General features: G+C 34.7%; 24 protein-coding genes. 13 read left to right on the forward strand and 11 right to left on the reverse strand.

Annotation, left to right across the window (positions count from 1 at the left end):
* Positions 1 to 127: 127 nt before the first annotated feature.
* From porV to BC962_RS12700, 9 genes are all read left to right on the forward strand, one after another.
* Positions 128 to 1,285 carry a type IX secretion system outer membrane channel protein PorV gene (gene porV, locus BC962_RS12660; RefSeq protein ID WP_121346409.1) on the forward strand — a complete coding sequence of 386 codons (1,158 nt, stop codon included), beginning with the start codon at positions 128 to 130 and terminating at the stop codon, positions 1,283 to 1,285.
* 87 nt (positions 1,286 to 1,372) lie between these two features.
* Positions 1,373 to 1,855, forward strand: coding sequence for a cytidine deaminase (cdd, locus tag BC962_RS12665; protein WP_121346410.1), 483 nt, complete (start codon positions 1,373 to 1,375; stop codon positions 1,853 to 1,855).
* Between the two features lie 106 nt (positions 1,856 to 1,961).
* Positions 1,962 to 2,963, forward strand: a complete 1,002-nt coding sequence (gene pdhA / locus BC962_RS12670; RefSeq protein WP_121346411.1) for a pyruvate dehydrogenase (acetyl-transferring) E1 component subunit alpha — start codon at positions 1,962 to 1,964, stop codon at positions 2,961 to 2,963.
* 3 nt (positions 2,964 to 2,966) lie between these two features.
* Entirely contained in the window at positions 2,967 to 4,634 is a 1,668-nt protein-coding gene (locus tag BC962_RS12675) for a pyruvate dehydrogenase complex dihydrolipoamide acetyltransferase (RefSeq protein WP_121346412.1), read from the forward strand.
* A 70-nt stretch (positions 4,635 to 4,704) separates the two neighbouring features.
* On the forward strand, positions 4,705 to 5,706 hold the full coding sequence (locus BC962_RS12680; protein ID WP_183075510.1) for a M20/M25/M40 family metallo-hydrolase: 1,002 nt from the start codon (positions 4,705 to 4,707) through the stop codon (positions 5,704 to 5,706).
* Positions 5,703 to 6,383 carry an SDR family NAD(P)-dependent oxidoreductase gene (locus BC962_RS12685; protein WP_121346414.1) on the forward strand — a complete coding sequence of 227 codons (681 nt, stop codon included), beginning with the start codon at positions 5,703 to 5,705 and terminating at the stop codon, positions 6,381 to 6,383. The genes BC962_RS12680 and BC962_RS12685 overlap by 4 nt, the downstream gene beginning before the upstream one ends.
* 10 nt (positions 6,384 to 6,393) lie before the next feature.
* Positions 6,394 to 6,993 (forward strand): SprT-like domain-containing protein, encoded by a 600-nt coding sequence (locus tag BC962_RS12690; protein ID WP_121346415.1) that lies wholly within the window; start codon positions 6,394 to 6,396, stop codon positions 6,991 to 6,993.
* 17 nt (positions 6,994 to 7,010) lie between these two features.
* A complete protein-coding gene (locus BC962_RS12695) occupies positions 7,011 to 8,099 on the forward strand; it encodes a mannose-1-phosphate guanylyltransferase (RefSeq protein WP_121346416.1) in 1,089 nt (362 codons plus the stop codon).
* 2 nt (positions 8,100 to 8,101) lie between these two features.
* The gene (locus BC962_RS12700; protein ID WP_121346417.1) at positions 8,102 to 9,541 is read left to right on the forward strand and encodes a DUF389 domain-containing protein; all 1,440 of its coding nucleotides are present in this window, start codon (positions 8,102 to 8,104) and stop codon (positions 9,539 to 9,541) included.
* Here BC962_RS12700 and BC962_RS12705 read toward each other — a convergent pair.
* Positions 9,534 to 10,301, reverse strand: coding sequence for an ABC transporter ATP-binding protein (locus BC962_RS12705; protein WP_121346418.1), 768 nt, complete (start codon positions 10,299 to 10,301; stop codon positions 9,534 to 9,536). The two genes, BC962_RS12700 and BC962_RS12705, sit on opposite strands and share 8 nt — an antisense overlap.
* A complete protein-coding gene (locus tag BC962_RS12710) occupies positions 10,301 to 11,038 on the reverse strand; it encodes an MlaE family ABC transporter permease (protein ID WP_121346419.1) in 738 nt (245 codons plus the stop codon). Before BC962_RS12710 ends, BC962_RS12705 begins: the two co-directional genes overlap by 1 nt.
* A gap of 121 nt (positions 11,039 to 11,159) precedes the next feature.
* Here BC962_RS12710 and pafA point away from each other — a divergent pair, with 121 nt between their 5' ends.
* Complete coding sequence (gene pafA / locus BC962_RS12715; protein WP_121346420.1) at positions 11,160 to 12,812, forward strand: alkaline phosphatase PafA; 1,653 nt, start codon at positions 11,160 to 11,162, stop codon at positions 12,810 to 12,812.
* A gap of 2 nt (positions 12,813 to 12,814) precedes the next feature.
* On the opposite strand, the gene BC962_RS12720 is transcribed toward pafA, so the two are convergent.
* The 4 genes from BC962_RS12720 to gcvP all read right to left on the reverse strand — a co-directional run bounded on the left by BC962_RS12720 (position 12,815) and on the right by gcvP (position 18,345).
* Positions 12,815 to 13,663 (reverse strand): glycosyltransferase, encoded by an 849-nt coding sequence (locus BC962_RS12720; protein ID WP_121346421.1) that lies wholly within the window; start codon positions 13,661 to 13,663, stop codon positions 12,815 to 12,817.
* A gap of 60 nt (positions 13,664 to 13,723) precedes the next feature.
* Positions 13,724 to 14,242 (reverse strand): methyltransferase domain-containing protein, encoded by a 519-nt coding sequence (locus tag BC962_RS12725; RefSeq protein ID WP_121346422.1) that lies wholly within the window; start codon positions 14,240 to 14,242, stop codon positions 13,724 to 13,726.
* 1 nt (position 14,243) lies between these two features.
* Entirely contained in the window at positions 14,244 to 15,302 is a 1,059-nt protein-coding gene (locus tag BC962_RS12730; RefSeq protein WP_121346423.1) for a 3-oxoacyl-ACP synthase III family protein, read from the reverse strand.
* 193 nt (positions 15,303 to 15,495) lie between these two features.
* Positions 15,496 to 18,345 (reverse strand): aminomethyl-transferring glycine dehydrogenase, encoded by a 2,850-nt coding sequence (gene gcvP, locus BC962_RS12735; RefSeq protein WP_121346424.1) that lies wholly within the window; start codon positions 18,343 to 18,345, stop codon positions 15,496 to 15,498.
* A gap of 127 nt (positions 18,346 to 18,472) precedes the next feature.
* Here gcvP and BC962_RS12740 point away from each other — a divergent pair, with 127 nt between their 5' ends.
* Positions 18,473 to 19,291 (forward strand): UbiA prenyltransferase family protein, encoded by an 819-nt coding sequence (locus BC962_RS12740; RefSeq protein ID WP_245984194.1) that lies wholly within the window; start codon positions 18,473 to 18,475, stop codon positions 19,289 to 19,291.
* On the opposite strand, the gene BC962_RS12745 is transcribed toward BC962_RS12740, so the two are convergent.
* The 5 genes from BC962_RS12745 to purK form a co-directional block, all read right to left on the reverse strand.
* Complete coding sequence (locus BC962_RS12745; protein ID WP_121346426.1) at positions 19,278 to 19,535, reverse strand: hypothetical protein; 258 nt, start codon at positions 19,533 to 19,535, stop codon at positions 19,278 to 19,280. The genes BC962_RS12740 and BC962_RS12745 overlap by 14 nt on opposite strands.
* A gap of 1 nt (position 19,536) precedes the next feature.
* Positions 19,537 to 20,088: a sigma-70 family RNA polymerase sigma factor gene (locus tag BC962_RS12750; protein WP_121346427.1), complete on the reverse strand. Its 552-nt coding sequence runs from the start codon at positions 20,086 to 20,088 to the stop codon at positions 19,537 to 19,539.
* 91 nt (positions 20,089 to 20,179) lie between these two features.
* Entirely contained in the window at positions 20,180 to 22,213 is a 2,034-nt protein-coding gene (locus BC962_RS12755) for a M3 family metallopeptidase (RefSeq protein ID WP_121346428.1), read from the reverse strand.
* Between the two features lie 231 nt (positions 22,214 to 22,444).
* Positions 22,445 to 22,927, reverse strand: coding sequence for a 5-(carboxyamino)imidazole ribonucleotide mutase (gene purE, locus BC962_RS12760; RefSeq protein WP_121346429.1), 483 nt, complete (start codon positions 22,925 to 22,927; stop codon positions 22,445 to 22,447).
* Positions 22,928 to 22,963: 36 nt separating this feature from the next.
* A complete protein-coding gene (purK, locus tag BC962_RS12765) occupies positions 22,964 to 24,124 on the reverse strand; it encodes a 5-(carboxyamino)imidazole ribonucleotide synthase (protein WP_121346430.1) in 1,161 nt (386 codons plus the stop codon).
* Between the two features lie 133 nt (positions 24,125 to 24,257).
* On the opposite strand from purK, the gene BC962_RS12770 reads away from it, so the two are divergent.
* The gene (locus BC962_RS12770; RefSeq protein WP_121346431.1) at positions 24,258 to 25,364 is read left to right on the forward strand and encodes an adenylate kinase; all 1,107 of its coding nucleotides are present in this window, start codon (positions 24,258 to 24,260) and stop codon (positions 25,362 to 25,364) included.
* A gap of 60 nt (positions 25,365 to 25,424) precedes the next feature.
* Positions 25,425 to 26,432, forward strand: a complete 1,008-nt coding sequence (gene obgE / locus BC962_RS12775; RefSeq protein ID WP_121346432.1) for a GTPase ObgE — start codon at positions 25,425 to 25,427, stop codon at positions 26,430 to 26,432.
* Positions 26,433 to 26,444: the final 12 nt, after the last annotated feature.

Genomic DNA, 26,444 nt, shown 5'->3' on the forward strand with positions numbered 1-26,444 from the left:
GGAAATTGTAGTTTTAATAGAATCCTTGAGTTTTTATGGAATCTATTAAAAAGCATTGCAAAATTGATGAGAGGAGCTTCTCTTAACAAGAATAAAAATATATATTTGTTAAAGACTAAATAATGTGATGAAAAAAATTACTATACTTTTTCTTGGTTTTACCCTTTTATCAAATTCTGTCGTATTCTCTCAAGAGGAACGGGATAGGGTTATAACAACTGCGATCCCATTTTTATTAATTGCTGCGGATGCTAGGGCTGCCGGGATGGGTGACCAAGGAGTCGCGACCTCTGCCGACGCTTTTTCTCAGCAATGGAATCCTGCTAAATTTGCATTTATAAATAGTGAGCAGGGTATTGGGGTCTCTTATACACCTTATTTAAGCAGTATAGTAAATGATATATTTTTAGGAAACCTCACCTATTTTAATAGACTAGATGACAGAAGTGCTGTCGCTGCTAGTTTGAGATATTTTAGTTTGGGATCTATTGAAACTCAGGAAAATTTTGGGGATGAAGCATTATTGCTTAGCCCAAACGAATTCACATTGGATGTGTCCTATGCTTTAAGATTGGCAGATAATTTTTCTATGGCTGTTGCAGGTCGTTATTTAAGATCAGACCTTAAATTGGCAATAAACAGTGAAGATGCCACCGCAGCCTCTACATTTGGGGTAGATGTTGCAGCTTTTTATCAGAGTCAGAATATTGTTTTTTCAAATTTCGATGGAAAAATTAGAGCAGGTGCTAATCTTTCCAACATAGGCCCGAAAATTAAATATGATGAAGTAGGTCAGGAAAATTTTATTCCTACCAATCTAAAAGTTGGGGGTGGTTTCGATTTTATATTTGACCCTTCAAATAGATTAGGTACCTATTTAGAATTTAATAAACTTTTAGTTCCAACGCCAAAAGACTTTAATGGAGATGGGCAAATTGATGCTGCAGATGAAGATGAATATAATAATATTGGATCTATAGAAGGAATTTTTAAATCTTTTGGTGATGCACCAGATGGATTTGGTGAAGAATTGAGAGAAGTTACTTGGGCTGTAGGTGCAGAATATGTATATCAAGATCAGTTTACTTTAAGAACAGGATATTTTAATGAAAGCGATACTAAAGGTTCAAGGAAATTTGTAGCAATTGGTGCCGGATTTAAATATGCTCCTGTAGTAATAGATGTCTCTTATTTATTTTCCACCTCTAACGTAGTAAGTCCATTAGAAGGAACTCTTCGATTTGGATTGGTTTTTAACTTTGGTGAAAAATTCAACGATAATTAATAATTTACTTATTTCCAGAAGTTCGTAACACAGTTTACTACATTTAGTGGCTTCTACCCGAATGCGAACTAAAATCAATACATTTAAATGAAATTAATTACAGTTTCTACATCAATAGAGATATATGATTCTATAGATGAACTTCCAAAAGAAGTGATACAATTAATGAATACAGCTGTTGAAGCACGAGAAAAAGCATATGCGCCATATTCCAAATTTCACGTTGGTGCAGCTATACTTTTAGATAATAATGAAGTTATTCCTGGAAGTAATCAAGAAAATGCATCTTATCCAAGCGGATTATGTGCTGAAAGAACTGCCATTTATTATGCAGGAGCCAAGTATCCTGAAGCAATTATTAAGAGAATAGCGATTTCTGCTACCTCATTAAATCATGCGGTTACTTCTCCAATTCCACCTTGCGGTGCATGTAGACAGGCTATTGCAGAGTACGAGATCAAGCAAAATGAACCTATAGAGATCTATTTTATGGGGGAAACAGGGGAAGTGGCAAAATCTAATTCTTTGAAGGATCTATTGCCTTTTGCATTCGATAAGTCCAATCTATAACGATTTCGTTGTTTTTAATATTAAAACTGTTTTTCATTCTTACTGAAAATAGTATTTTTGTTATCCGCTAGGCAAAAACCAGTGTCCGGTCTAAATATATTTGTAAATGAAGAAAATTACCAAAGCCACGTATTTGAAGTGGTACGAGGATATGCTTTTTTGGAGAAAGTTTGAGGATAAATTAGCTCAAGTATATATTCAACAAAAAGTTAGAGGTTTTTTGCACCTATATAATGGTCAAGAAGCAATTTTAGCCGGATCGTTGCATGCAATGGATCTTACCAAAGATAAAATGATCACTGCTTATAGAAACCACGTTCAACCAATTGGTATGGGTGTGGATCCTAGAAAAGTAATGGCGGAATTATATGGTAAGAAAACTGGGACTTCTCAAGGTCTTGGTGGTTCAATGCATATTTTTTCCAAAGAACACAGGTTTTATGGAGGACATGGAATAGTGGGTGGACAAATACCTTTAGGTGCTGGATTGGCATTTGCAGATAAGTATTTTAAAAGAGATGCCGTTACATTAACATTCATGGGAGATGGCGCAATGCGTCAAGGTTCTCTTCATGAAACTCTTACCATGGCTGTAAATTGGAATTTACCTGTAGTTTTTTGTGTAGAAAATAATGGGTATGCTATGGGAACTTCTGTAGCTAGAACTTCCAAGAATACAGAGATCTGGAAAATGGGATTGGCGTATGATATGCCATGTGGTCCAGTAGATGCTATGAACCCTATTAAGGTAGCCGAAGCTATGGATGAAGCTATTAAAAGAGCTAGAGATGGAAAAGGTCCTACTTTCCTAGAGCTAAAAACATATAGATATAGAGGTCACTCTATGAGTGATGCTCAGAAATATAGAACCAAGGATGAAGTTGCAGAATATCAAAAAATAGATCCTATAACTCAGGTTTTAGATGTAATTAAAGATAAAAAGTACGCAACAGATAAAGAAATTAAGGAAATTGATAAGCGTGTTAAGAATTTGGTTCTTGAATGTGAGAAATTCGCAGAAGATTCAGATTATCCGGATGCAAGCTTGATGTTTGATGCTGTTTACGAACAGGAAGACTATCCGTTTTTATCACATAAAGTAAAATAAATTATGGCTGAAGTAATTAATATGCCTCGTTTAAGTGACACCATGGAAGAAGGTGTTGTTGCTAAATGGTTGAAGAAAGTTGGAGATAAGGTTGAAGAAGGAGATATTTTAGCTGAAATCGAAACAGATAAAGCTACTATGGAATTTGAGTCTTTTCATGAAGGGACTTTATTGCATATAGGAGTTGAAGAAGGTGAAACTGCACCGGTCGATAATTTACTTGCCATTATTGGTGAAAAAGGAGAAGATATTTCTGGATTATTGAAAGGGGATAGTAAATCTTCAAATAAGGAAAAAACCAAAACTGAGTCTAAAGATGCTTCAAAAGAAGCTCCAGTTGCAGATTCTAAAGATAAAAAAGAAGAGCAATCTGAATCTACAAGTGAGATCCCAGAGGGAGTAGAGGTAATTAATATGCCTAGACTTAGTGATACCATGGAAGAAGGAACAGTGGCGTCTTGGCTTAAAAAAGAAGGCGACACCGTAGAAGAGGGAGATATTTTAGCTGAAATCGAAACCGATAAAGCTACTATGGAATTTGAGTCTTTTTATAGTGGAACTTTATTGAAAATTGGAGTTCAAGAAGGAGAAACTGTAAAAGTTGACACTTTACTTGCTATTATTGGGCCTAAAGGAACCGATGTTTCTGGAATTGGATCAGGGAAATCTGAGGCAAAATCTACTAATAGTAAGGAAGAAAATAATTCTCAGGACGAAGATTCTTCTAATGAAGCTTCAGAAGAGAAGTCGGAGGTAAATACTACCGAAGCCAAGGATGGAAGTAGAATTTTTGCTTCACCATTAGCGAAAAAGATCGCTGAAGATAAAGGTGTGGATCTTGCCGATGTAAAAGGTTCTGGTGAAAATGGGCGAATTGTAAAGAAAGATGTAGAATCTTTCCAAGTTTCAGCCAAACCAGCCGCTGAAAAAGTTGAGAGTCCTGCAGCTTCTTCAGAAAAAACGGTTCAAACATATATGCCAGCGGGGGAAGAATCTTTTGAGGAGATCAAAAATTCCCAGATGCGTAAAACTATAGCTAAACGTCTAGGAGAATCTAAGTTTACTGCTCCTCACTACTATTTAACAATAGAAGTGAATATGGAAACTGCTATGGCATCTAGAAAACAGATAAACGAAATTCCAGATGTTAAGGTTTCATTCAATGATATGGTGATCAAGGCTTCTGCTATGGCATTGAGAAAACATCCTAGAGTTAATTCTCAATGGACTGGAGACAATACTAAAATTGCAAAACATATTCATATGGGAGTTGCGGTTGCAGTAGAAGATGGATTGGTAGTACCTGTTGTGAAATTTGCAGATCAACTTTCAATGACTCAAATTGGCGCTAAAGTAAAAGATCTTGCTGGGAAATCTAGAAATAAAAAGCTGCAACCATCAGAAATGGAAGGAAGTACTTTTACGGTTTCTAATCTTGGAATGTTTGGGATCACAGAATTCACTAGTATTATAAATCAACCTAATTCGGCAATCCTATCTGTAGGAGCAATTGTAGAAAAACCGGTTGTGAAAAATGGGCAAATTGTAGTAGGTAATACGATGAAAGTTACCCTGGCTTGCGATCATAGAACTGTAGATGGTGCTACGGGAGCGGCTTTCTTACAAACATTAAAAGTGTATTTGGAGAACCCGGTAACTATGTTGGCATAATCTAAAGACTTAATAGAATATAATATTTGAAAATCCCGCGCTATTGCGGGATTTTTTTATCTTTATAACTATGATAAAAATATTTATAAGAACAGCTAGTTTAGGACTGCTGTTTCTATTTTCCGCGTGTAACCTCACACAAAATTCTACTAAAGAAAAACAAATAATTGCGCCTACTGTAAATGCAGGGATTACCAAAGCTAATATTAGTGAGGATGTGTTGAAGGAGGAATTGGATTTTCTAACTTCGAACGACTTGAAAGGTCGAAATACAGGTTCTGAGGGGATAGAGAAAGCAGCTGCTTATATCGAGGGAATTCTCAAGAAGAATAAGGTTAAGCCATATTTCGAAACATATAGAGATTCCTTTGATGTAAAAGGATCCACTGGTTATAACATAATTGGTTTTGTTGAAGGAACAGATCCAGTATTAAAAAAGGAGTTTTTAATAATTAGTGCTCATTATGATCATATAGGATTAGTTTCTCCAATTGCAAATGATTCCATAGCAAATGGTGCTAATGATAATGCTGCAGGTTCTGTAGCAGTATTGGAATTGGCAAAATATTTTGGTGCTGCATCAAAAAATAAAAGAAGTATTCTCTTTGTTTTTCTTTCGGCGGAAGAAAAAGGGCTTTTGGGTTCTAAGCATTTGGCCAAACGATTAAAAGATGAAAAATTGGACCTTTATGTAAACTTTAATATTGAAATGATCGGTGTTCCTATGGTAGAAAAAGATCATAAAGCATATTTAACTGGTTTTGAAGAATCTAATCTAGCTGAAAAATTTAATGAATATTCTGAAGAAAAAGTTTTAGGGTTTCTTCCGAAAGCGAAAGAATTTAATCTTTTTATGAGGAGCGATAATTATTCTTTTTACAAAGAATTTAATGTGCCAGCACAAACCATCAGCTCATTCGATTTTACTAATTATAATTATTATCATCAGGTTCAAGATGAGGCAGACAAGATGGATATTCCGTTTATGGCAGATCTAATTGAATCTATTATTCCTGGAATTTATAAGATGGCGAATACACCAACAAAAGAAATAAAATTGAATAAAGAATGAAGCATGTTGTAATAACAGGAACGAGTAGAGGAATGGGGTTTGAAATGGTAAAGCTGTTTTCTGAAGCTGGCCATGATGTAATAGCACTTTCTAGAAAACCGGAATCACTTCAGGCATTGGGTTTGAAGAATGTACAAGTATTTGCTTGTGATATAACTAAGGAAGAAGAACTTCAAAAAATTGGAGATCATATTGAAGGGACTTGGAAAAAGGTAGATATATTAATAAACAATGCGGGTGCAATTTTAAACAAATCTTTTGCTGAAGCAACTCTTTCTGAATTTAAAGCTATTTATAATACGAATGTTTTTGGTGTAGCAGGATTAATTAAGCAATTACTTCCTTTTTTAGATTCAAATTCTCACGTAATAAATATAAGTAGTATGGGAGGAGTTCAGGGTAGTATGAAGTTCCCAGGCTTATCTGCATATAGTTCTAGTAAAGGGGCGTTAATAACTCTTACAGAAATGTTAGCTGAAGAATATAAAGAGAATGGCCCCTCATTTAATGTATTGGCTTTAGGTGCTGTTCAAACCGAAATGTTGGCAGAAGCATTTCCAGGTTATCAGGCACCGGTTTCTGCACTAGAAATGGCTAAGTATATTGTTGATTTTAGTCTTAACGGTCATAAGTATTATAACGGCAAACTTTTACAGGTTTCTAATAGTACCCCTTAAAAAGGAAGAAATGAGTGAAGTTCTGGAGAAATATTTACCTAGTCATGCTGTATCTCCTATTTTCAAACTTATAGAAGATAATGATATTCATCTAAAGATTGTAAACGAAAGGGTAACACGTCATGGGGATTATAGAAGAAAAGAAAATGGCGGTCATCAAATTACCATCAATGCGAATTTAAATAAGTATCGATTTTTGATGACCTTAGTTCATGAAATTGCCCATTTAATTGCTTTCGAAAGATTTGGTAGGTCTATTAAACCACATGGAAGAGAGTGGAAATTCACTTTTCAGCAAATGATGTTACCATTTATAAGGCCTGAGATATATCCAATACAATTATTACCTTTAATAGCAAAACATTTCAAAAATCCTAAAGCTAGCAGTGATACCGATGCGCAATTATCTGTAGCTCTAAAAAGTTTTGATCCCGAAAATGATAAAAATTATATTTTTGAGCTTCCATTAGGTGGAGTTTTTAGAATTTATAATGGTAAAGTCTTCAAAAAAGGTGAAAAGAGGAGGAAGCGATATGAATGTGTAGAAATGGATACTGGAAGGATTTATTTATTTCAACCTAATGCCGAAGTGGAGTTAATAGCGGGCTAGAATTAAACAAAAAGAGAATGATAATTTATAATCAAGATTATTACGCAGTAATTATGGCTGGTGGTGTAGGCTCCAGATTTTGGCCTTTAAGTACAGCAAAATATCCAAAGCAGTTTCATGATATGTTAGGCTTGGGGGAAACTTTATTGCAGAGTACCTTTAATAGACTTACTAAAGTAGTTCCTTACGAGAATATTCTTATTCTTAGTAACGAAGTTTACAACGATATTATCAAGGAACAATTACCAAAAATTACTCAGGAGCAAATTATTCTAGAGCCAGCAATGCGAAACACAGCTCCTTGCATCTTGTTGGCTGCAATGAAGATTAATAAAAAAAATCCGAATGCTGTAATGGTCGTAGCGCCTAGCGATCATTTTATTAATGATGAAGATGCCTTTGCGGCAGATATCAATTTGGCTTTTAAGGCTGCATATAAAGAAAATATCCTAGTAACATTGGGAATAAAACCCACTTTTCCAAATACAGGTTACGGTTATATAAAGTATGGAAAAGAGGAGGGGATGAACCTTCAGAAAGTGGAGATTTTTACGGAAAAGCCAACATTAAGAAATGCTAAAAAGTATTTAGAAGATGGGAATTACGTATGGAATGCCGGCATCTTTATATGGAAAGCATCTTTTATCGCAGATTCCTTTAAAACCTTGCTTCCAGAAATGTTCAATCTTTTTGATGTTGGAAAAGAATATTTAAATACTTCTAAAGAAGAAAAGTTTGTTAAAGATACTTATCCCGAAGCGCAGAATATTTCTATAGATTATGCGATCATGGAAAAATCCGATTCAGTATATGTAATTCCTGCTTCTTTTAAATGGAGCGATCTTGGTACTTGGGGCTCGTTACATGAGGAGCTGCCAAAAGATGAAAGCGATAATGCGGTGGTAAATGCTCAGCTAATGCATCAAGATGCAAAAGGGAATATTATCTACACGCATAATCCAAAAGTCGTTTTCATAGATGGGTTAAAAGACTTTATAATAGTAGATGACAAGGATGTATTGATGATCGTACCAAAAGAAAAGGAACAAGATATCAAGGAGATTAGAAACAAGGTTATGAAAAAATTTGATGAGAATTTAGGATAATAATGGAGAATAATGATAACCTAGGTAGTAACCCTCCCGAGAAAGAAAATTTCGATATGGATTTAACCAAGGCCAGAGGTCTATGGGAGAATATTAGAGTTTTTATTTCTGAATTATTAGATATTCGTGCAGATACCGATAGGGAATCTACGGTAGAAGCCATTAAGAAAGATATTTCCTTTAAAGGCCATAATGCTTGGATCCTTATTTTTTCAATTTTTGTTGCCTCTATAGGACTGAATGTTGGGAGTGCTGCAGTTGTAATTGGAGCTATGCTTATTTCTCCTCTAATGGGGCCAATTGTAGGTATTGGTCTATCTGTAGCGATCAATGATGTTAGGATGTTGAAACGCTCCTTTATTAATCTTGGTGTTATGGTATTTCTAAGTGTGCTTACGGCCACTTTTTATTTCTTTATATCACCAATTAAAATTCCTTCCCCAGAAATTATTGCCCGCACTTATCCCACTATTTTGGATGTATTGGTTGCTATTTTTGGAGGACTTGCTTTAATAGTTGCAAAAACAAAGAAAGGAACTATAGCGAGTGTGATATTTGGAGTTGCTATAGCTACGGCATTAATGCCGCCACTTTGTACCGTAGGTTACGGCTTGGCAACCGGGAATATGCCATTTGCTAGCGGTGCTTTATACCTTTTTTCTATAAATGCAGTTTTTATAGCATTATCTACTTTCCTAGTTTCCAAATTACTTGGATTTCCATTAGTTAAATACGCAAACCAACAAAGAAGAAGACGGATTGCCCAAATTGCAACAGCAATAGCAATAGTTATAATGATTCCAAGTGTAATCTTATTTGTTAATCTACTTAGAAAACAAGTTTTTATTTCTACCGCAGAGGAGTATTTAGCTAAGGTGATTAAATATCAAGGAACAGAAACGATTAAATATGAAGAAGATTTTAAGAAAAGAGAGATTGAAGTCTATCTAATTGGAAATGTGGTTCCAGATATAACTATTCAAACCTGGCGAGAAGCTTTGAGTGATTTTGAAGCCTTAAAAGGAAGTAAGTTAATTATTCATCAAGGAACCAATGAATCTGGTGGAGATATTAATCTATTGTCCTCTCAGGTAAAAAGCGGGATTTTAGAGGATCTTTATCTTAAGAATCAGGAGGTGATCGAAAATAAAGATGCGCAAATCAGTTTCTTAGAAAAAGAGTTATTAAAATATAAACAGGGGGATTTTTCTTTTGAGGAAATAAGCAGAGAATTGAAGATCAATTATCAGGACGTGGAAAATTTGACATATGCCAATACCATTTCCACTAATTTCAAAAAAATAGATACGATTCCTACTTTTAATGTGACTTGGGATAGTAGAATTAGAAAAGCAGATAAGATTACTGAGGTTAGAAAAATTGAAAAGTGGTTGGCTTTGAGATTAAAATTGGATACCCTTTTAGTAAGATCGCTTAATTAATTTCTTTAATTTGTGCATCTCTTACCTTTTTAAATAGATCTGAAGAATATACAAAATCTGTTACTGTTTTATCATCGGTTTTAAAGATTTGAGATTTATCACCCTTCCAAGCTAGAACACCATCTTTTAAAAACGCTATATTTTCTCCTATTTCTAATACCGAGTTCATATCGTGAGTGATAATTACAGTAGTAATATTATTTTCTCTTGTAAGCTCTTGTATTAGATTGTCAATAACAGTAGCCGTTGTTGGGTCTAATCCAGAATTAGGTTCATCGCAAAACAAGTATTTAGGTTTGTTTACAATAGCACGTGCAATTGCCACTCGCTTTTGCATTCCTCCACTTATTTCCGCGGGATATTTATTTTCACTACCATCAAGATTTACACGTTTTAATACTTCAGCTACTCTGGCTTTTAATTCGCGCTTTCGCTGTTTTGTAAACATTCGTAAGGGAAACATTACGTTTTCTTCTACGGTCATAGAATCAAATAAAGCACCGCCTTGAAATAACATTCCTACCTCTTTTCGAAGTTCACGTTGTTCTTCATCTGTAAAAGAAGAGTATGCTTTTCCATCATATTCTATACTTCCATTTTCGGGCTTAAATAGGCCTAGCATACATTTTAATAGCACACTTTTCCCAGAACCCGATTGTCCTATAATAAGATTAGTTTTACCTGCTTCAAAAACGAAGTCAATTCCTTTTAGAATTTCTTCGCCACTAAAACTTTTATGGAGATTTTTTACTTCTATCATTAGCTAAGTAATAATTGGGTTATCACGTAATTTGTTATAATAATTACCACACTCGTCCATACAAAAGAAGTTGTACTGGCATGACCTACTTCCAGAGCTCCACCTTTCATATAATAGCCATGATAAGCCGGAATTGTAGCAAGGATCATTGCAAAAACAAAGGTTTTAATAAATGCGTACACAATATGAAAACCTTCAAAACCATCTTGAAGTCCGGTTAAGAATAGATCGCTCCCAACAAAACCTCCTAGTACAGCAGCTGCATAAGCACCTACAATCCCTAAAAACATTGAGATCGCGATTACAAAAGGATATGTAAGCATAGCGATTATCTTCGGAAATATGAGATAATTCAGCGAATTTATACCCATAACTTCAAGAGCATCAATTTGCTCTGTTACCCTCATAGATCCAATACTCGATGTTATAAATGAGCCAACTTTACCTGCCATGATAATGGAGATGAATGTTGGTGCAAATTCCAGAATTATAGATTGTCTTGCAGCAAAAGCTATCAGGGTTTTTGGAATTAATGGATTGTTGAGGTTTAAAGCTGTTTGTATGGCAACAACTCCTCCGATGAAAAATGAAATAAAAGCAACTATTCCTAAAGAACCAATGATAAGCTCATTTATCTCTTTAAAAATTAATTCTCTTAAGACAGATCGCTTGGTCATTCTGCCAAACACGCCTTTAATCATTAAAAAGTATTCACCAATAGAATGGATGTAGCTCATCAAGGAATTTTTGTAAAGCTAAAATACTAAATTTTAGCAGGAAACTATTTAACGTAGAATTAAAGTTTAAAGGCTATTTCTTTAGTATTTTTGAAATAATTACAACCAGTTTCTCTTATTTATGAAATATTCTATCACAGTTCTTTTAGTTATTATTCTATCCTTTGGTTCTTTTGCCCAAGTTAAAATAGATAAGTCTATTAATCCAGACAAACCGAAATTGGTGGTTGGGGTTGTTGTAGACCAGATGAGGTACGATTATTTAACTCGCTTTTGGAAAAAATATGGGAATGAAGGATTTAAAAGGTTAGTGACAGAGGGTTATAATTTCAAAAACAATCATTTTAATTACATACCAACTTATACAGCCCCTGGACATGCTTCAGTATACACAGGAACTACTCCACAAAATCATGGAATAATTAGCAATAGCTGGTATAACAAATTTGAAGAAAGATATATTTATTGTGTCACAGACGAGAATGTACAGCCACTAGGTACAAATGCATCGGCAGGACAAATGTCTCCTAATAGATTATCTGCAACAACCATTGCAGATGAGAACAGATTGTTTACTCAAATGCGAGGAAAAACTATTGGGATCGCTTTAAAGGATAGAGGAGCAATTTTGCCAGCGGGTCATACAGCTAATGCTGCCTATTGGTTTCACGGACAAGAAGAAGGAAAATGGATAAGCAGTACTTTTTATATGGAGGAACTTCCAAAGTGGGTTAAGGAATTCAATATTTCTGGAACGGCACTTTCTTATATGAAACCTTGGGATGCTGTACAGAAATTAGATTCTTATTCAGAAAGCGGAGTAGATGAAAATTTATTTGAAACTGGATTTAATGGTAAGAAAACAGCTAGTTTTCCATACGATTTACAAGCTTTAGGAAAAGATAACGGTAATTACGATCTTTTAAAAGCTACGCCTTATGGAAATTCCTTAACAACAGATTTTGCAATTGCTGCAATTAAAGGTGAGGAATTAGGTAAAGATGAATTCACAGATTTTCTAACTGTAAGTTTCTCCAGTACAGATTACGTAGGACATAATTTCGGGGTTAATTCTAAAGAAATCGAAGATGCTTATTTAAGATTAGATTTAGATCTAGCCAGATTGCTTTCTAGTTTAGATGACCAGGTAGGAGAAGGGAATTATACTTTGTTTCTAACTGCAGATCACGGTGGTGGAGATGTACCTACATATTTAACGTCAGTTAAAATTCCATCTGGATATTTTGATGATCCAGAATTCGACACCAAATTAAAAGAGTTTATTTTTGAGAAATATAAAAAAGAGGATTTAGTTGAATCGGTTTCTAACTATCAGGTATTCTTCAATTACAGGACTTTGGCTGAAGCAGAAATAGATCGAACTACTTTTGAAAAAGAAATTGCACATTTTATTTTACAATATCCAAAAGTGAGTAATGTGTTTACTCGTAGCCAATTAGAAAGCGGAAACTATACTGAAGGTATTTCCGGATTGGTACAAAGAGGATTTAATCAGAAGCGCAGCGGAGATGTTATTTTTGTCTTAGATCCCGCTGTTATCTCTTATACTACCACAACTGGTTCTACTCATGGTAGTGGATTTTCTTACGATACGCATGCGCCCTTAATTTTCTTCGGAAAAGGCATAAAGCAAGGAAGTACAGCTGTAAGGTCTGAAATAGTGGATATTGCACCAACGATCTCGGTATTATTGGGAATCGCATTTCCTAACTCGGCAACTGGTATACCTCTAAATGTGGTATTGGAGAAATAGAATTAAAATACTTTTTCAAGCATTTTTTTCCATCTAAGTTTTCTTGCAAAGCGACCTTGGTCATGAGTTAAGAGAAAAGTCTGTTTTTCTTCTGAGGCTTTAAAGTAGCCTGCAATATAGTCTTGAAAAAGTCTGAAATCTTTTTTTCTGAAGGCAAGCTTAGCAGATGCAATTAAAGTGATTATAAACCCATAGCGCAGCTTGTAAAAAGCTTCGCCTTGTTTATATTTTGAAGCTTTATTATATGTGCTTCCTGTAGGCTTAAGGTGTTTTACCAAAAGACTTTGATCTGTCTTTATTTCCCATCCGTGGTACTGGGCTAGGAGCTCGTCTACAGTGTCCCATCCCATAGTTGGTCTTAGTCCTTCGATGTCTCTAAAGCAGTCTTTACGATAAGCTTTAAGCGCACCTCTAATATGATCTTTATTAGTGAGGTTTTCTAAAATCCATTTTTCATTTTGTTGTATGCTGCAAAATCCACCAGCCATTCCAACTTCTTGGGAAATATTAAATATTTGAACTAATGTCTCTAGATAGTTCTGTGGAAAGATAAGATCTGCATCAAATTTACATAAGACATCGTAATCGCTATCTAGCGTGTTCATGCCTTGATTGAATGCATTTATCACTTTGCTTCCTGGAAGATGAGCTTCAGTAGATGTGATAGAGATCAATGAGATAAAAGGATATTTATCACCAAATCTCGAAACTATATTTGGTGTGTTGTCGTTGGATTGATCATCTACAACTACAATTTTTGCTGGTAAATAAGTCTGATCTACTAAAGATTGTAAAGTCGAGCCAATAAATTCAGCTTCATTATGCGCAGGTATAACTATGTAGATCTTCAAATTATAGGAGTGTGAATTTAATAAAATTGAAGTTGAGGATGAATTTTCTAAAAAAATAATTTATCGCTCGGCATAAACTGCGTAATATCTAGGAGTAATAGTTCTAAGTAGCGGACGAAACCCAAGCTTTTGTACTGGATTTGTCCATTTAGCCCTTTTCTTAATATTCCATCCTGCCTTTTCTAATAGCCAGTCGAATTGCCAATCTTCAAATTCATGATAATGACGATCCCGCATATCGGTCTTGCTTCTGTAGGCATCGGCAAACCATAATTTTAATGGAACTGTAGCCACAAGTTTATTGGTTTTAAGATCTTTTAATACGTTAAATGGAGCCAATAAATGCTCGAAAATTTCAAAAGCAGTTACAACATCAAATTCAGTAGTTTCATCCACGAGAGGATAAAGATCTAGATCTTCACCAGAAGTATTTGTTACCTTGTAATTATGCGACTTCATAATTTCTGAAAATGGATTTTCCACACCAAGATCTAAAACCTTTGCAGGTGCTGGAACGGCATTTTCAAGAAATTCTAATGTTTTTTTAAATCGTTTATTCGGAAATGTATTTTCGTACATTCTAGTATTGGTAGACAAGTGCATTAATATTCATTCCGGCTCCAACACTCGCAAGGATTATAACGTCTCCTTTATTTAGGTCTTGATTTGGAATATTTCCAGTAATTACTAGATCTAAAAGAGTAGGGACGGTCGCGACACTGCTATTTCCAAGTTCGTGAATACTCATTGGCATTACATTCTCTGGAGCTTTCATTTTATATTGCTTGTAAAAACGAGCAATAATAGCTTCATCCATTTTTTCATTAGCCTGATGTATAAACACTTTTTTAACATCTTCAATAGATTTCCCACTTTCTTCTAAACAGGATTTCATAGCTTCAGGCACATGTGTTAAAGCAAATTCGTAGATCTTTCTACCATTCATTTTAATGTATCTGGTATCATCTGCCTCTTCACTTCTATTAGATTTCCCGAAGTAAATATGATGAGCATCTTGATATGCATAGGTAGCAGAATTATGGGCAAGAATTCCTCCTGGTTCTTCTGAAGCTTCTATAACTGTAGCTCCAGCTCCATCAGAAAAGATCATAGAATCTCTATCGTATTTATCTACAACTCTAGAAAGCGCTTCAGCTCCAATTACTAAACATTTCTTAGCCATCCCACTTTTAATGAAGGCTTGAGCTTGAATTACAGCTTCTATCCATCCAGGGCAACCAAAAAGCACATCGTAACCAACGCATTTAGGATTTTTAATTCTAAGATTGTGTTTTACTCTAGTGGCAATACTAGGTACGGTATCACTTTGAACACTTCCAAATTTAACATCCCCATAATTATGAGCAACTATTATATAATCTAGAGTTTCTGGGTCTATACCAGAATTTTCTATAGCTTTTTGCCCAGCTACAGTTGCCATATCTGAAGTGCTTAGATCTTCTTCTAGATATCTTCTTTCTTCAATACCTGTGATCGCCTTAAATTTTTCAATAGTAATCTCATTAGCATGAGGAAAACCTGATCCATCTAAATTTAAAAATTCATGTTTCAAAAAGTCTGAATTCTTTCTCTTTAAGTTCGGAATAAAACTCCCTAAACCTGTCATCTTTATGCTCATTGAAACCGAGGGTTTTTTAATTATAACATCTAAAATACTAAAAGCAATCTAAGAAATCCGAAAGGATTTACATAATTTGCTGCATTTTATGGTTTTAGTAAATTTTGCTACTTTAATTATTAAATCGATAATTAAAACTCATTAAAATATAAATAGCCCAAAATCTAAATTTAAACTTTGGGCTTAAAAATGTTTATGCTTCCATATATTCTTCAATAGGAGCACATGTGCAGATAAGATTTCTATCTCCATATGCATCATCTACTCTACGAACAGAAGGCCAAAATTTATTATCTGCTACATACTCCAAAGGAAATGCTGCTTGCTGTCTAGAATATGGGTAATCCCATGTATCTGCAGTGAGCATTGCCAAAGTATGAGGTGCATTTTTTAATATATTAACTTCATCCTTAGTAGAGGAATCACTTATTTCCTTACGTATAGAAATCAATGCATCACAAAATCTATCTAATTCTGCTTTACTTTCACTTTCTGTAGGTTCAATCATTAAAGTCCCCGCAACTGGAAAGGAAACTGTTGGTGCATGGAAACCATAATCTATTAATCTCTTAGCAATATCTACTACCTCAATTCCATTGTTTTTAAAAGGTCTGCAATCCACGATCATCTCATGAGCTGCTCTTCCTCTTTCTCCAGAATATAAAGTTTGGTAATGGTCTTTTAAGCGAGCTTTTATATAATTAGCATTTAAAATAGCGTATTCTGTAGACTTCTGAAGACCTTTAACCCCCAGCATTTTAATATAGCCATAAGAAATTAAACATACCAATGCAGATCCCCAAGGTGCAGAAGAAATAGCTGTAATTGCTTGTTCTCCACCTGTTTTTATAACGGGATTCCCTGGTAAAAATGGAAGTAATTGTTTTGCAACACATATTGGCCCAACTCCTGGTCCACCACCACCATGTGGAATTGCAAAGGTTTTATGAAGGTTCAAATGGCATACATCTGCACCAATTGCACCTGGGTTGGTTAATCCTACCTGTGCATTCATATTGGCACCGTCCATGTAAACCTGACCTCCGTTATCGTGAATCAATTGAGTTATCTCCTTTATTGCCGATTCAAATACACCGTGAGTAGATGGATAGGTTACCATTAAAGCAGCTAAATTATCCTTATGTTTTAATGCCTTCTCTTTAAGATCTTCTAAATCTATATTTCCTTCCTTAGTAGACTTGGTTACAACAACCTTCATCCCGGCCATTACTGCAGAAGCTGGGTTGGTACCATGCGCAGATGATGGAATTAAGCAAATATTTCGTTGTGAATCTCCACGAGATTCGTGATAAGCTCGAATAACCATTAATCCTGCATATTCTCCTTGAGCTCCAGAGTTAGGCTGCAGAGAAGTTCCTGCAAATCCTGTGATTTCGGTTAATTGGTCTTCTAGCCTTTTTAAAACTATCTGATATCCTTCAGCCTGATCCACTGGTGCGAATGGATGTATATTTCCCCATTGAGGATTGCTTAAAGGAAGCATTTCTGAAGCCGCATTCAACTTCATAGTACAAGAGCCTAAAGGAATCATGGAATGATTAAGTGAAAGATCTTTTCGCTCTAATTTTTTGATATAACGCATCAATTCTGTTTCAGAATGATAAGAGCTAAAAACTTCATTCGTTAAAAAATCTGTTTTTCTTTTTACTTCTGAAGTGATCGAGGTTCCTTCAATTAACTCTTCGATCTTATTATATTCTTTATTTGCAACTTCCGCAAAAATGGAAACGATCTTATTGATATCCTTTACTGTAGTTGTTTCGTTTAGTGCGATCACTACCGTCTCGGCATCTGGATAATAAAAATTGATCTTATTATTTTCAGCTAAAGTTTTAATAGCTTTTGCATCGGCTTTAATTTGAAGCGTGTCAAAATAAGAATCATTAAGCTGCTTAAAGCCTAATGTTTCTAATTTTTTATGCAATGTATATGCAGAGGCATGAACAGTGTTAGCTATATATTCTAAGCCTTTTGGGCCATGATATACTGCATACATTCCTGCCATTACAGCTAATAATACTTGCGCAGTACAAATATTAGAAGTCGCTTTATCACGCTTTATATGTTGTTCTCTGGTTTGCAATGCCATTCTTAAAGCACGATTCCCATTGAGATCTTTAGTTACACCAATAATTCTTCCAGGGATACTTCTTTTATACTCTTCTCTGGTTGCAAAATATGCAGCATGTGGCCCACCATAACCTAATGGGATTCCAAAACGTTGCGTTGTTCCAACAACTACATCTACTCCAAAATGTCCTGGTGATTCTAATTTTACAAGACTCAAAATATCTGCAGCAACAACTACTTTAATTCCTGCGTTTTTACATTTAGTAACATAGCTAGAATAATCAAATACTTGTCCTGATTTTCCAGGGTATTGTAGCATTGCTCCAAAGAAGCCGGAGGAGAAGTCAAATTTAGTATGATCTCCAATAACCAATTCAATTCCTAGAGGAATAGCTCTGGTTTTTAATAAAGAAATGGTTTGAGGCAATACTTCTTCTGAAACGAAGAATTTTATAACTTCATTTTTTTTCTGATCTTTTTCTCTTACCGCAAATAATAATGCCATTGCTTCTGCTGCCGCTGTAGATTCATCTAAAAGGGAAGCGTTAGCTAATTCCATTCCTGTAAGATCTGAGATCATAGTCTGGAAATTCAATAAAGCTTCTAACCTACCTTGAGCAATTTCTGCTTGATAGGGAGTATAAGCCGTATACCATCCTGGATTTTCCAAAACATTACGTTGTATCACAGCTGGCATGATTGCTTGGTGATATCCTAATCCTATGTAAGATTTAAAAACTTTGTTTTTTGCAGCTAGTTCTCCAATATGCTCTGCATACTCGTTTTCGCTTAAAGCGGTCTCAAGATTTAAAGGAGATTTTAAACGAATATCATCCGGAATGGTTTCGTAGATAAGCTGGTCTAAAGTGGTGGCGCCAACGGTGGAAAGCATTTCTGAAAGCTCACTTTCCTTGGGACCGATATGTCTAAGTGCAAAAGAATCTGTTCTCATCAAAATTAAGTTGTGTTTTGTGCTGCGAAATTACATATTTTAAACGTAAATTTTTACAATTTAGCCACTTAGACTTGTTAAGATTTTATAACCTAATTTTGAAGTGAAAAGCAGTTGATAAATGAACTTGAAATCTATACTCAATTTTTATATTAATAGTAGTATTCATGTGGCTTTAACGGTTGTAAGTTTGGCTATTATCACTATGCAGAATTTTGAGATCTCCATAGATATCAATGTGATTTTGTTTATATTCTTGGGTACCATAACAGGCTACAATATTGTTAAGTATGCTGGCATTGCGGGACTACATCATTTAAGTCTAACTAAAAACCTTCGGCTTATTCAAGTTTTTTCATTTTTAATTTTTCTTATTCTGCTGTATATATTGTTTCAGTTAACATGGAATGTGGTAATTTTTTCCGCAGTTATGGGACTATGTACTTTGCTCTATATCCTTCCTTTTTTTGGAGGTGGAAGAAATTTAAGAGCATTGGCTGGAGTAAAGATCTACGTTATTGCATTTGTGTGGAGTGGAGTAACAGTTTTATTGCCCTTAATTGGTAAAACTGAGCTGCTGCAATGGGATGTACTTCTCGAGTTCATACAAAGGTTTCTGTTTGTGCTCGTCTTAACCCTTCCTTTTGAAATTAGGGATCTTAAGTTCGATATGGCTAATTTGAAAACGGTAGCACAGATATTTGGCGTGACCAAGACTAAGATTCTTGGAATTTTATGCCTGTTTGCGGTAATCTTATTAGAATTTCTGAAAATGAATTCTAATTTTGAAAGTGTTATTTCTTTGATCTGTATTTGTGTCTTGCTAAGTATTTTACTTATTAATTCTAGAATAAGACAGACTAAATATTATTCTTCATTTTGGGTGGAGGGAATTCCCGTATTATGGTGTTGTTTGCTTTTAGTAATGCAGTTTATATATCGGTAAATTCTTTTTTTATTTTTTCTCGCCATGCCTTTTTCTGTTCTTCTGTACAGGTTTGAATATTTGATTTTTCAATCAACTTGGTTAGGCGGGTATTGTTAGAAGAATACTTTCTGCAGTTTTTACAAAAAACAAGATGCAACAACATCTTTACTTTTTCGGCTATTGAGGATTCCTTATATTGACTTTTATCACAGCACTTGGCTGCTTCAGAACAATCAACTAAAAATGTTTTTTTGTTATTCATATTAATACCAGTTTTTTTCTAAACATTGAGCCAAAATTGTTCGTGCTCTGTGTATTATAACCCAAAGATTAGACGGTGTAATATTAAACTCATTACAGATAGCCTCAGTGTCAAAGCCATCTATAGTTTTCATTTTAAATATCTTTGCCTGCTTTTCGTTTAATTGCCCCATACATTCTAAGATAGCAACTCCCAATTCTTCATTTTCCATCACATCTTCAGCAGTCTTATCAAATCTATCAGGAGCATTTTCTTCTAACCAATCTCCCTCACTGGAATCGTCGTTGTATTGAATTTTAATTTCTGCTTTTCCTTTTTTAGAATTGCTCTTTCTGTAATGGTCTATGATCTTTCTTTTTAAAATGGAGATCAACCAAGTTCGTTCTGTAGCCTCACCTTTAAAATTTTTCATAGATTTTAGGCCTGCCAGAAATGTTTCAGAAATAAGGTCATTAGCCACTTCCCGATCATTTACTCTTACAATCGTATAATTGAAGAGATAATCGGAATATCTATCTACCCATTTATTTGGATCTATTTTATTTGTGGACATAGGCAAATAGCATTATTTATTCAAAATAAAGGAAAAGTTCGATATCAAACTATTAATTGAAAGATAAGATATCTCTAAGACAATTTATGTTTTAAGACTTCTCTAATAAACCAGCTCTTTTAAGCAAGGCATCTGGCTGAGGTTCTTTTCCTCTAAATCGCTTGTATAAGGTCATAGGTTCTTCTGTTCCTCCTAAAGAAAGCACTGTTTCCTGAAACTTTTTCGCAACTTCAGCATTAAAGATCCCTTTTTCTTTAAAATATTCAAAAGCATCGGCGTCTAGTACTTCTGCCCATTTATAAGAATAATATCCAGAGGAATATCCACCTTGAAAGATATGAGAAAATGAGGTGCTCATACAATTCTCTTTCACATCTGGATAAAGCTTTGTAGGCGCAAAGGCTTCATCTTCATATTTCTTGATATTAGTTAAAGATGAAGGATCCACCGCGTGATAGCCCATGTCTAACATTCCAAAGCTTATCTGTCTTAAAGTGGCCATTCCTTCGTGAAAATTGGATGCTTTTTTGATCTTATCAATTAATTCCTGCGGAATGATCTCACCAGTTTCGTAATGTTTAGCAAAAAGCTGAAGCGCTTCTGGCTCGTAACACCAATTTTCTAATACTTGGCTAGGTAGTTCAACAAAATCCCAGTAAACACTAGTCCCTGAAAGACTTGGGTAGGTGGTATTAGCCAACATTCCATGTAATGCATGTCCAAATTCATGGAATAGTGTGGTCACTTCATTAAAGGTTAGTAAGGAAGGAGTGTTTTTAGTTGGTTTGGTAAAGTTGCAAACTATAGAAATATGTGGTCTTATATTTTTATCGTTTAATATTTCCTGAGACTTATAAACGGTCATCCATGCTCCATCTCTTTTTCCAGCTCTTGGATGAAAGTCTGCATAGAATAGAGCTATCTCTTTTCCTTCGTCATTGGTGACTTGATAAGTTTTTACGTCTGGGTGATAGACATCTATATTTTTAACTTCCGTAAAAGATAAATCATAAAGTTTCTTTGCGACTGTAAATACTCCATTTATTACATTATTAAGCTGAAAATATGGCTTTAATAATTCGTCATCCAGATCGAATAATTTCTGTTTTAACTTTTCAGCATAATAAGAAGCATCCCATTTCTGAAGCTGATCTATTCCATCAAGATCTTTAGCGTAACTTTCAAGTTCACTAAACTCCTTTTTTGCTGCAGGTTTGGCTTTTTCTAGTAGATCTTGTAAAAAAGTATTTACAGTTTCTGGATTCTTTGCCATTCGTTCCTCTAAAACAAAGTTAGCATGAGATTGATATCCTAATAATTTTGCACGATCAAATCTTAATTTCACAATTTGTAGCACATTATCTTGGTTATCTAATGCGTCATTTTGAAACCCCTTAGCACCAAAAGCAAGTGCCATTGTTTTTCTAAGTTCCCTGTTTTTGGCATATTTCATAAAAGGGATATAGCTTGGATATTCCAATGTGAAAATCCAGCCTTCCTTATTTTTGGAGCTCGCAACTTCACTAGCCGTCTCTTTAACATGATCTGGAAGCCCATCAAGATCATTCTCATCTGTTATTAATAGCTCAAAATTATTCGCTTCGGCTAATACATTCTCCCCGAATTTAAGGCTAAGAGAAGATAGCTTCTTATCAATTTCTCTTAATTTAGTTTTATCTTCTAAACTTAAATTTGCTCCATTTCTAGAAAAAGCTTTGTATTTTTTATCAAGCAACATCATTTGCTCTCCATTTAATTCTAAGCTTTCTTTTATATTATAAACTGCTTTTACACGTTCAAAAAGTTTCTCATTAAGTATAATATCATTTTGAAATTCTGAAAGAATAGGAGATATTTCCTGAGCGATCTTCTGGATCTCTTCGTTAGTTTCCGCTGAATTTAGATTAAAAAAGATACTTGTGATCCTGTCTAGTTTTTTTCCCGAAAACTCCAATGCCTCAACAGTATTTTTAAAAGTAGGGGAAGAGGTAGAATCTGAAATTTCTGTTATCTCAGTTTTCGCTAATTCTATAGCTTTTAAGATAGCTGGTTTAAAATGCTCTGTCTTTATTTCAGAAAAAGGGGCGAAATCGAAGTCTTGAAGAAGCGGATTATAAGTGATCATTATATAAATTCTTTAGGTAAATTGTTGAAGATTATACTATAACAATTAATTTGTAACGTATTTGATTATATTTAAAAAAAACATGTAACTTACAAGCTTGTAAAATTATGTATTAAGTTTATATAGTAAGTAGTCTTTATAGTTTAGAATAATATATTTAGAATGGTTAATAAATGATGATTTTAACGAAGAAGTACTACAGAGAAAGCCACATTTTATGTGGCTTTCTTGCTATTTAATCGTTTTTGCTCCTTCAATCACTTTTTGTTTTAAACCTTCCTTGTATACCAATATCTTATCTAACATACATTTATCTGAGCTTCCCAGAATTTGAGCAGCTAGAATTCCCGCATTTTTCGCGCCATTTAATGCTACTGTTGCCACTGGAACTCCTCCTGGCATTTGTAGTATAGATAAAACCGAATCCCAGCCATCTATAGAATTACTCGATTTCACCGGAACTCCAATTACTGGAAGTGGAGATAATGATGCTACCATTCCGGGTAAATGGGCTGCCCCACCAGCACCGGCAATAATCACTTTTATTCCGCGGGTATGTGCAGATTTGCTGAATTCGAATAATTTCTCTGGGGTACGATGTGCAGAAACTATATCTACTTCTACCTCAATGTCGAAGCCTTTTAATATATCTATGGCTTCTTTCATTACAGGCATGTCACTAGTACTACCCATGATTACAGCTACTTTACTCATTAGTTATGCTTTTATAGTGTAAATCTATTTTGAATTTTAGTTTTCGCTAATTACTTTCAAGGTGTTTTTAACCTCTTCTGCAATAGATCTTGCTTTTAGAATATCTTTATTTACAATGGTAACATGCCCCATTTTTCTAAATGGTCTAGTTTCTTTTTTACCATAAATATGTGGAGTTACCCCTGGCATTTTTAGAATTTGTTCCATATTTTTATAAACAGGAGGTCCATTATAACTTTCTTCCCCAGATAAATTTACCATAATTCCCGCAACTTTACTTTCTGTGTCTCCTAATGGCAAATCCAAAATTGCTCTTATGTGTTGCTCAAATTGATTCGTGTAACTAGCTTCAATACTATAATGACCGCTATTATGTGGTCTTGGTGCAACTTCATTCACTACTAATTCATCATCTTGGGTTAAGAACATTTCAACAGCTAGTAATCCAACATGTTCAAATGCATCAGATACTTTTTCTGCTAATTGCCTAGCTTTTACTGAAGTAGATTCTTCTATTCTCGCTGGGCAAATAACGTATTCTACCTGATTGGCAACTGGATGAAATTCCATTTCTACAACAGGATACGATATTACTTGGCCAGAAGGATTACGAGCCACAATTACAGCCAATTCATTTTTAAAAGGGATCAATTTTTCAGCTAAACATTTTCCTTGAGGAATCTGCTCCAGATCTTCTTGAGATTTCACGATCATTACTCCTCTTCCGTCATAACCTCCAGTAGCGCTTTTCCATACAAAAGGTAATGATAATTGATCCTCGGAAAATGCTTTCAGTAATTCAGATCTGGAATTAAAAGCAGAAAAAGGAGCAGTTGAAATTTTATTGTCTAAATAGAATTGCTTCTGAATAACCTTATCGCTAATCTTTTCTAAAGTGCTAGAAGAAGGAAAAACTTTAATACCTTCTTTTTCCAATTGCTTTAATGCCTGCACATTTACAGATTCGATCTCGAAAGTAACAAGGTCTACTTTTCTTCCAAAATCAAGAACCGTATCATAATCCATAAGATCACCCTTAATAAAAGTGTTCGCTGAAATTTTGCAAGGAGCCTCTTCACTTGGATCCATTACAATGGTATGGATATCAAATTTTCTAGTCTCATAGAGAAGCATTTTTCCAAGCTGTCCTCCGCCTAAAATACCCAACTTAAAATCTGAAGAAAAATAATTTATCATAGCGATTCTGATATTTACGCAAAAATAATTTTTTAAGATGGAATAGTCCAAAGATTGTAACACAAATGCATTTATTTATTAAGGTGTTAGGATAATAAGAATCCCTATCTTTGCTGCTTTAAATTTGATAATAGTGATTCAGTTACACGATCTAAAGTTCGAGCCTTTTATATCTGAAGGAAAAATTACCACTGCAATAGATGCGATGGCCGCAAAGATCAACCAAGATTTTAAAGGGAAAACTCCTGTGTTTTTGGCTGTTTTGAATGGCGCTTTTATGGTGGCTTCAGAAATCATTAAGCGTTTTGAGGGTGATTGTGAAGTGGCGTTTGTAAAACTTGAGTCTTATAGTGGAACTGAAACAACGGGAAAAGTTGAAACTTTAGTTGGATTAAATCTCTCTTTGGAAAATAGACACGTTATCATTATTGAAGATATCGTGGATACAGGGATCACCTTGGCAGCCATTTATAAAATAATGGAAAAGGAAAATGTTGCAGATATTCGCATTGCAACTTTATTTTTTAAGCCAGAAGCATATCAGAAAAATTTCAGAATAGATTATATAGGAATGGAAATCCCCAATGATTTTATTGTGGGATATGGATTAGATTATGATGGTTTAGGCCGAAATCTAACTCAAGTTTATAAACTTAAAAAAGAGAACATGACAAATTTGGTGTTATTCGGACCTCCGGGTGCAGGAAAAGGAACCCAAGCAAACTTTTTAAAGGAAAAATATAAATTGGTGCATATTTCCACCGGAGATGTATTTAGATATAACATTAAAAATGAAACTGAACTTGGACTTCATGCCAAATCCTTTATGGATAAAGGGCAGTTAGTGCCAGATGATGTTACTATTAAAATGTTGGAAGCAGAGGTAGATAAAAATGCAGAAGCAAAGGGATTTATATTTGATGGCTTTCCCAGAACCGTTGCTCAAGCAGAGGCACTTGCAGATTTAATGAAACAGAAGAATACAGAAGTTTCTGCAATGATTGCACTAGAAGTAGATGATGAGGTGTTAGTGCAGCGTCTTTTAGAAAGAGGGAAGACTTCTGGACGAAAGGATGATGCAGATGAAGCTATTATTAGAAACAGAATTCATATTTATTATGAAGAAACTGCAATACTTAAACAGTTTTATCTTAAAGAAGATAAATATTTTGGTGTAGATGGGGTAGGATCTATTTCTGATATTACAGAAAGAATTAGTAAAGTAATTGATTCTTTATAAATAAAATAAACGTTTAGAAATATTAGATCGATTGTAAGATCGCAAAAAAAATAGAAGTTAATGACAGAAGGGAATTTTGTAGATTACGTAAAGATCCATGTTGCTTCCGGAAAAGGAGGGCAAGGATCTGCGCATTTGCGTCGGGAAAAATATATAACTAAAGGTGGGCCAGATGGTGGTGATGGTGGTCGTGGAGGTCATATTATCTTAAAAGGTAATAAGAATCTTTGGACACTTTTTCATCTTAAATTTAAAAGACATGCAAGAGCAGAGCATGGATCCCACGGATCTAAGCAACGAAGCTCTGGTGCAGATGGTGCAGATCAATATATCGAAGTTCCATTAGGTACTGTTGTTAGAGATACAGAGACAGAAGAGATCTTATTCGAGATCACGGATGATGGTGAAGAGCGTATTGTAGCCCAAGGTGGTAAAGGAGGTCTAGGTAACTGGAACTTTAAATCCTCTACAAATCAAACTCCAAGATACGCACAGCCAGGAATAGATGGGCAAGAAGTAGATGTAACTTTAGAATTGAAAATCTTAGCAGATGTAGGATTGGTTGGTTTTCCTAATGCAGGAAAATCTACTTTACTGTCAGTAATTACTGCTGCTAAGCCTAAGATTGCAGATTATGAATTTACTACTCTAAAGCCTAATCTTGGTATTGTTGAATATCGAGAATTTAAAACTTTTGTGGTTGCAGATATCCCTGGGATCATCGAAGGTGCTGCAGAAGGTAAAGGAATTGGACATAGGTTTTTACGCCATATTGAGCGTAATTCTACTTTGTTATTTTTAGTTCCGGCAGATGCGCCAGATATTATAAAACAATATGAAATCCTTTTGGATGAGCTTAGAAGATATAATCCAGAAATGTTGGACAAGGATCGTCTAATAGCTATTTCAAAAAGTGATATGTTAGATGAGGAGTTGAAGGCCGAATTGAAAGTTATTTTAGATAAAGGTCTTAAAGCACCATATCTATTTATTTCGTCGGTAGCACAACAAGGTTTAATGGAGCTCAAAGATAAACTTTGGGAAATGTTGAATACCGAAACAGCCTAAATTTAAAATTGA

Source organism: Gillisia mitskevichiae (assembly GCF_003634585.1).
In the GTDB taxonomy this organism is placed as follows: domain Bacteria; phylum Bacteroidota; class Bacteroidia; order Flavobacteriales; family Flavobacteriaceae; genus Gillisia; species Gillisia mitskevichiae.